This window comes from Mesorhizobium sp. M7A.F.Ca.US.006.04.2.1, from assembly GCF_004022915.1.
Classification (GTDB): Bacteria; Pseudomonadota; Alphaproteobacteria; order Rhizobiales; family Rhizobiaceae; genus Mesorhizobium; species Mesorhizobium ciceri.
In genome coordinates this window covers 1-6,893 of the sequence record NZ_RZQA01000290.1, presented here as the reverse complement: position 1 = coordinate 6,893, position 6,893 = coordinate 1, and the positions used below count along the sequence as shown (strand labels likewise).

At 62.5% G+C, this 6,893-nt stretch carries 6 protein-coding genes; all 6 read right to left on the bottom strand.

From position 1 onward, the window contains the following. The coding region (locus EN925_RS16905; protein ID WP_206632839.1) for a ribulose bisphosphate carboxylase small subunit at nt 1–163 on the bottom strand (163 nt) is incomplete at its 3' end. 18 nt (nt 164–181) lie between these two features. Continuing rightward, complete coding sequence (locus EN925_RS16900) at nt 182–1,675, bottom strand: ribulose-bisphosphate carboxylase large subunit (RefSeq protein WP_127388253.1); 1,494 nt, start codon at nt 1,673–1,675, stop codon at nt 182–184. 21 nt (nt 1,676–1,696) lie between these two features. Further along, complete coding sequence (fba, locus tag EN925_RS16895) at nt 1,697–2,776, bottom strand: class II fructose-bisphosphate aldolase (protein WP_013532055.1); 1,080 nt, start codon at nt 2,774–2,776, stop codon at nt 1,697–1,699. 11 nt (nt 2,777–2,787) lie between these two features. After that, nucleotides 2,788–4,800, bottom strand: a complete 2,013-nt coding sequence (tkt, locus tag EN925_RS16890; RefSeq protein ID WP_013532054.1) for a transketolase — start codon at nt 4,798–4,800, stop codon at nt 2,788–2,790. A gap of 10 nt (nt 4,801–4,810) precedes the next feature. Beyond that, entirely contained in the window at nt 4,811–5,683 is an 873-nt protein-coding gene (locus EN925_RS16885; RefSeq protein ID WP_013532053.1) for a phosphoribulokinase, read from the bottom strand. Between the two features lie 8 nt (nt 5,684–5,691). Next, a complete protein-coding gene (locus EN925_RS16880; RefSeq protein WP_013532052.1) occupies nt 5,692–6,738 on the bottom strand; it encodes a class 1 fructose-bisphosphatase in 1,047 nt (348 codons plus the stop codon). Nucleotides 6,739–6,893: the final 155 nt, after the last annotated feature.

Genomic DNA, 6,893 nt, shown 5'->3' with positions numbered 1-6,893 from the left:
CCCAATAGGTATTTCGCGGATGCGGATCGTCCGTGTACTCGACGCTGACCGCCCAATGGTTCTTCAGCGCGTATTTGATCTGCGCCGAAATCTGCTCGTCGGTCAGGTCGGGCAGGAACGAGAACTGCCCCTGTGTGACCTTGTTTCCCGGATTGGTCATCATGACGACGGTTCCTTTCGTCTAGAAGCTGGGCGTTGCGGTTGGCACGAAGTCGGCCGTGTCGGTCGATTCGTAGTTGAAGGTGACGTCCTTCCAGGTCTCCAGGGCAGCCTTCAGCGGCGTGCACCATCTGGCCGCCTGTTCGAGGATCTTGGTCCCTTCGCGCAAATAATCGCGCCCCTCGTTGCGGGCCAGGATCATCGCTTCCAAGGCGACGCGATTGGCCGTCGCGCCTGCCTGGATACCGTCCGGATGGCCGATCGTGCCGCCGCCGAACTGCAGGATGACGTCCTCGCCGAGATAGTGGATCAACTGGTGCATCTGGCCGGCATGGATGCCGCCCGAGGCAACGGGCATCACCTTGTTGAGCGAGGCCCATTCCTGATCGAAGAACAGCCCGGTTTCGAGGTTCTGAGGCGTGCGCTCCTCGCGCAGCGTGTCATAAAATCCCTTGATCATGAGCGGGTCGCCTTCCAGCTTGCCGACCACCGTGCCGGCATGGATATGGTCGACGCCGGCCATGCGCATCCATTTGCAGATGACGCGGAAATTCATGCCGTGGTTCTTCTGGCGCGAATAGGTCGAGTTGCCGGCACGGTGCAGGTGCAGGATCATGTCGTTGCGGCGTGCCCACTTGGCCATCGACTGGATCGCCGTGTAGCCGATGACGAGGTCGATCATGACGATGCAGGAGCCAAGTTGCTTGGCGAATTCGGCGCGCTCGTACATCTCCTCCATCGTGCCGGCGGTGACGTTGAGATAATGGCCTTTGACCTCGCCGGTGGCGGCCGACGCCTTGTTCACGGCCTCCATGCAGTAGAGGAAGCGGTCGCGCCAATGCATGAAGGGCTGCGAGTTGATGTTCTCGTCGTCCTTGACGAAGTCGAGGCCGCCCTTCAGCGCTTCATAAACGACGCGCCCGTAATTGCGTCCCGACAGGCCGAGCTTCGGCTTCGTCGTTGCGCCGAGCAGCGGCCGGCCGAACTTGTCGAGCCGCTCACGCTCCACCACGATGCCGGTCGCCGGCCCCTGGAAAGTTTTGAGATACGCCACCGGGATACGCATGTCTTCCAGCCGCAACGCCTTGACTGCCTTGAAGCCGAACACATTGCCGATGATCGATGCGGTCAGGTTGGCGATCGAGCCCGGCTCGAACAGGTCGAGGTCGTAGGCCATGTAGGCGAAGTACTGTTGCTCGGTCTTGGTTCCGGGACCGGTGTTCGGCACCGGCTCGGATCTGAACGCCTTGGCGCGATAGAGCTCGCAAGCTGTCAGCCGGTCGGTCCACACCACGGTCCACGTCGCGGTGGAGGATTCACCGGCGATGGCGGCTGCCGCCTCCTCGTGGTCGACACCGGGTTGCGGCGTGATCCGGAACATGGCGATCAGATCGGTTTCCTTGGGCCTGTAGTCAGGCTCCCAGTAGCCCATCTTCTTGTAGGGGATGACCCCTGACTTGTAGCGCTCCTTGCCTTCCTTGAGCGTCCCCGCTGGCAGTATGTCGATCTTGTTCATGACAGGTCTCCTGTTTGTTGCTCAGGCGGCTTTCGCGGTTGCGATTTGGGGGTCGAGTTTTCCCGCGGCGTAACGTTTCGCCATCTCGTCCATGGCGATGACCTTGATCTTCGAGGCGTTGGACGCCGTACCGAAACGCTCGAAGCGGTCCCGGCAAAGGTCGCGCAAGGCATCCATGGCGGGCTTCAGGAATTTGCGGGGATCGAACTCGCGCGGGTCTTCCGTCGCGACGCGGCGGAACTGCCCGGCCATGGCCATGCGGCAATCGGTGTCGATATTGACCTTGCGCACGCCGTAGCGGATGCCGCGCTCGATCTCCTCGACCGGGACGCCAAAAGTCTGGGGCATCTCGCCGCCGTATCTGTTGATGATGTCCTGCAACTCCTGCGGCACAGAGGAAGAGCCGTGCATGACCAGATGCGTGTTGGGCAGCTTCTCGTGGATCGCCTCGATCACCTGCATGGCCAGGATGTCGCCGTCCGGCTTGCGGGTGAATTTGTAGGCACCGTGCGAGGTGCCGCAGGCAATCGCCAGCGCGTCGACCTGGGTTGCGGTCACGAAGTCGACCGCCTGATCGGGATCGGTCAGGAGCTGGTCGTGGGAGAGCGCGCCCTCGGCGCCGTGGCCATCCTCGGCCTCGCCTTGGCCGGTTTCCAGCGAGCCGAGCACGCCCAGTTCGCCTTCGACGGAAGCGCCGACCCAATGCGCCATACGTGCGACGCGTTCGGTTATGGCGACGTTGTAGTCGTAGCTTGCCGGCGTCTTGGCGTCCGCCATCAAGGATCCGTCCATCATCACCGAGGTGAAGCCGTGGCGGATCGCGGAAAGGCAGGTGGCCTCGCTGTTGCCGTGGTCTTGATGGATGCATAGCGGGATGGTTGGGTGGATTTCGGTCAGCGCCTCCATCATCTTGGCCAGCATGATGTCGTTGGCATAGGATCGGGCGCCACGCGAAGCCTGGATGATGACAGGCGCGTCGCAGGCCTTGGCCGCTTCCATGATGGCGAGGCCCTGTTCCATGTTGTTGATGTTGAATGCCGGTACGCCGTAGCCGTGCTCGGCGGCATGGTCGAGAAGCTGGCGAAGGGTGATGCGAGCCATTGTGAATCCTCCTAGATGATGAGCTTCAGCGCCGCTGCAGCAACCGCTTCGGACGTGATGTTGAAATGCCGGTAGAGGTCGGGGGCAGGGGCGCTGGCGCCGAAGCCGGTCATGCCGACGAAAGCGCCGGTCTCGCCGATCCAGCGGTCCCAGCCCAGCCGGGCTGCCGCTTCGACCGCGACGCGCGGCGCCGAGCCGAGGACGGCCTTGCGGGTGGCGCTTTCCTGCTCCTCGAAAAGCTCCCAGCACGGCATCGACACGACGGCGGCGGCGACACCATGCTCGGTCTCCAGCCTTTCGGCGGCAGCAACCGCGATCTCGACCTCCGAGCCGGTGGCGATCAGGGTGACGGCACGGTGCTCGGCTGGTTCGCGCAGGACGTAGCCACCTTGGCGGGAGCGGTTCTCGTCACTGTGCGACCGACGCAGCATCGGCAGGTTCTGGCGCGACAGCACCAGGACGCTCGGCCGATCCTTGCTCTTCAGCGCGAGTTCCCAGCACTCCGCCGTTTCGATGACATCCGCCGGACGGAAGACGTTGAGATTAGGCGTCGCACGCAGCATCGCAAGGTGCTCGACCGGCTGGTGCGTCGGGCCGTCCTCGCCGAGGCCGATGGAATCGTGTGTCATCACATAGATGACGCGCTGGCCCATGAGCGCCGAGAGCCGCATCGCGCCGCGCGCATAATCGGCGAAGCACAGGAACGTACCGCCATAGGGCACGAAACCTCCATGCAGCGCGATGCCGTTCATGGCGGCCGCCATGCCGTGCTCACGAATGCCGTAGTGAATGTAGCGGCCGGCATAGTCACTCGGCGCAATGCGGTTCATGCCCTTGGTGATCGTCAGATTCGAGTGCGTCAGATCGGCCGAGCCGCCGACGGTCAATTCCGTTGCGCCGTTGATGGCCTCCAGCGCCATTTCGGAGGCTTTTCGCGTCGCCACCTTGGTTGCCTTCTCGACATGTTCGCGACGAAAGGCTTCGAGCGCGTCGAAGACCGTGTCGGCCAGTTCGGCGGCGACGGCGTTTTCAAAAGCCTCGCGTCGCGGCGAGGCGGCAAGCCGCTGCTCCCAGGCGCGCCGCATCGCTTCGCCGCGACCGGCAATCTCGCGCCAGGCGAAAAGGATATCATCCGGCACCTCGAACGGCGCGTGGGCCCAGCCGATGTTTTCGCGTGTCGCGGCGATCTCTGCTTCACCCAGCGGTGCGCCGTGCGTCTTTTCCGAACCGCCGAGATTGGGGGCACCCATGCCGATCACTGTGCGGCAGGCAATCAGCGATGGCCGATCCGACCGTCGCGCCGCCTCGATTGCCGCGGCGACTGCTGCCATGTCGTGCCCGGCGACACTTTGGACATCCCAGCCGGCGGCCTTGAAGCGCGCCGGCTGGTCCATCGACGTGGAGAGGGAGGTCGGCCCGTCAATGGAAATCGCATTGTCGTCCCAGAAGACAATCAGGCGGGAAAGCTTCAGGTGACCAGCGAGGTCTATCGCCTCGTGACTGATTCCCTCCTGAAGGCAGCCGTCGCCCGCAATCACATAGGTATGATGATCGACCAGATCGGCACCGTAGCGGGCGGCAAGCATGCGTTCCGCCAGCGCCATGCCGACCGCCGTGGAAATGCCCTGTCCAAGCGGTCCGGTGGTGGTCTCCACGCCAAGCGCATGGCCGTATTCCGGATGTCCGGCGGTGCGGCTGCCCAGCTGCCGAAATCGCTGCAATTCCTCGACCTGCATGTCTTCGTAGCCGAGCAGATGATGCAGTGCGTATTGCAGCATCGAGCCGTGGCCGGCTGAAAGCACGAAACGGTCACGGTCGGGCCAGTCCGGTCTCGACGGATCGATATTGATGAAGCGGTTGAACAGCACCGTTGCGACATCGGCCATGCCCATCGGCATGCCAGGATGACCCGAATTCGCCTTTTGGACGCTGTCCATCGCCAGCGCGCGAATGGCGTTCGCCATGTCGCGCTCCGAGACGGGAGCGGTTGTGGTGACGGGCTTCAGTGCTGTTTGGCTGGTCATTGCATCCTCCTCACGACACACGGCTCTTGCGTTCAACCAATTGCAGGATGAGCGGCGTCAGGATCAGCTGCATGGCAAGATCGAGCTTGTTGCCTGGCACCACGATGGAATTTGGCCGCGACATGAACGAGTCGTGGATCATCGACAGCAGATACGGAAAATCGATGCCGCGCGGATTGGCGAAGCGGATAACCAGCATCGATTCGTCGGGTGTCGGAATCCAGCGCGCGATGAACGGGTTGGACGTATCGACGATCGGCACGCGCTGGAAGTTGATGGCGGTCTGCGAGAATTGCGGGACAATGTAGCGGACATAGTCGGGCATCCGGCGCAGGATCACGTCCATCACCGCCTCGGTGGAATAGCCGCGTGTCGAACGGTCGCGATGGATCTTCTGGATCCATTCGAGATTGATGACCGGCACGACGCCGATCTTGAGATCCGCATGCTTGGCCAGATTGATCGTGTCGGTGACGACACAGCCGTGCAGCCCCTCGTAGAAGAGCAGGTCGCTGGGAGCGAATTCGCGCCATTCGGTAAAGGTTCCCGGTGGCGTGCCGTGCTGCTTTTCCTCTTCCTCATCATGAATGTAGGTGCGGGTCTTGCCGGTTCCGCGGCGGCCATATTCCGCGAACACCTCTTCGAGAATTCCGAGTTCGTTGGCCGCGGCATTGAAATGGGTGAAGTTCGGGTTGCCGGCCTTTTCCTCCTCGGCCACCTTTGCCTTCATCGCCGCGCGGTCGTAGCGGTGAAATGCGTCGCCTTCGATGAAAGCGGCCTCGATGTTCTCGCGCCGGAAAATCAGCTCGAAGATGCGCTTGACCGAGGTCGTGCCGGCGCCCGACGACCCGGTGATGGTGATGATGGGGTGCTTGGCTGACATGGTGCTGCTCAGGCTCTGAACAGGCCGCGGCGGCTGAACAGCGGCGCACGCTCACCGATGTTGCTCGGCTCTGTGTGGTAGCGCGTGATGCGCGCGACTTCCCGCGCCGACCCGAAGATCATCGGCACGCGCTGATGCAGGCTCTCCGGCTCGATTTCTAGGATGCGGGTGATCGCGTCGGTGGCGGCACCGCCAGCCTGCTCTATGAGATAGGCGATCGGGTTGGCCTCGTAGACGAGGCGCAGCCGTCCCTGACCATAGCCCTTGCGCCGATCGCCGGGGTAGAGAAAAACGCCGCCGCGCATCAATATGCGGTAACAGTCGGCGACCAGAGAGGCGATCCAGCGCATGTTGAAATCCTTCTCGCGCGGTCCCTCGGTGCCCTCCAGGCAGTCGTCGACATAGAGCCGCACAGCCTCGTCCCAGTGCCGGTAGTTGGCGGCGTTGATGGCGAACTCCTGAGTGCGTTGCGGAATGATCCGGCTTTCATAGGCCTGGACGAAGGTGCCGAGCCTTGTCGAGAAGACGAAGACATGCGTGCCGCTGCCGAGCGACAGGACGAGTGCCAACTGCGGCCCATAGATGAAGAAACCGGCGCCTAGCTGGTTCACGCCCGCCTGCAAGAAAGAGGCGGCCGGATCAGCGTCCGGCGCGCCAGTTGCGGTCAGGAGCGAGAAGATCGTTCCGATCGACACGTTGGTGTCGATGTTGGAAGAGCCGTCGAGCGGGTCGATCGCAATGGCGAGTGGCGCTTGCCTGTCGAGCAGGACTGGCTGCTCCAGCTCCTCGGAGGCGTAAAGCGCCACCGGCGCACGGCGCATGGCGTCGAGGAAGATGTCGTCGGAGAAGACGTCGAGATCCTTCTGGACGTCGCCGTCGGCATTGGCGCCACGGGTCTCGGCAAAGGCGGCGCCGAGCACCCCTTGGTTGATGGTGTTGCGGACCTTGATGGCGGCCTGTGTCAACTGACGAACGGTCGTCACAACGGCCGAGCGGAATTCGTCTGGCTGGCCGAGATAGGAGTTCAGAAAAGCGTCGAGCGTTGCCGCTGGCATCGTAACCTCCCCTCCCGCCGCATCTCCTCGGAGCGGCTGGACTGGAGGAATGGAAACAAACGTCGCACGATAAGTAAAATTCAATAACTTTACCTAGTCAGTAAAAACAATTTAGTATGCGACATGAGAAACCTCACGCTCAAGCATTTCAAGAC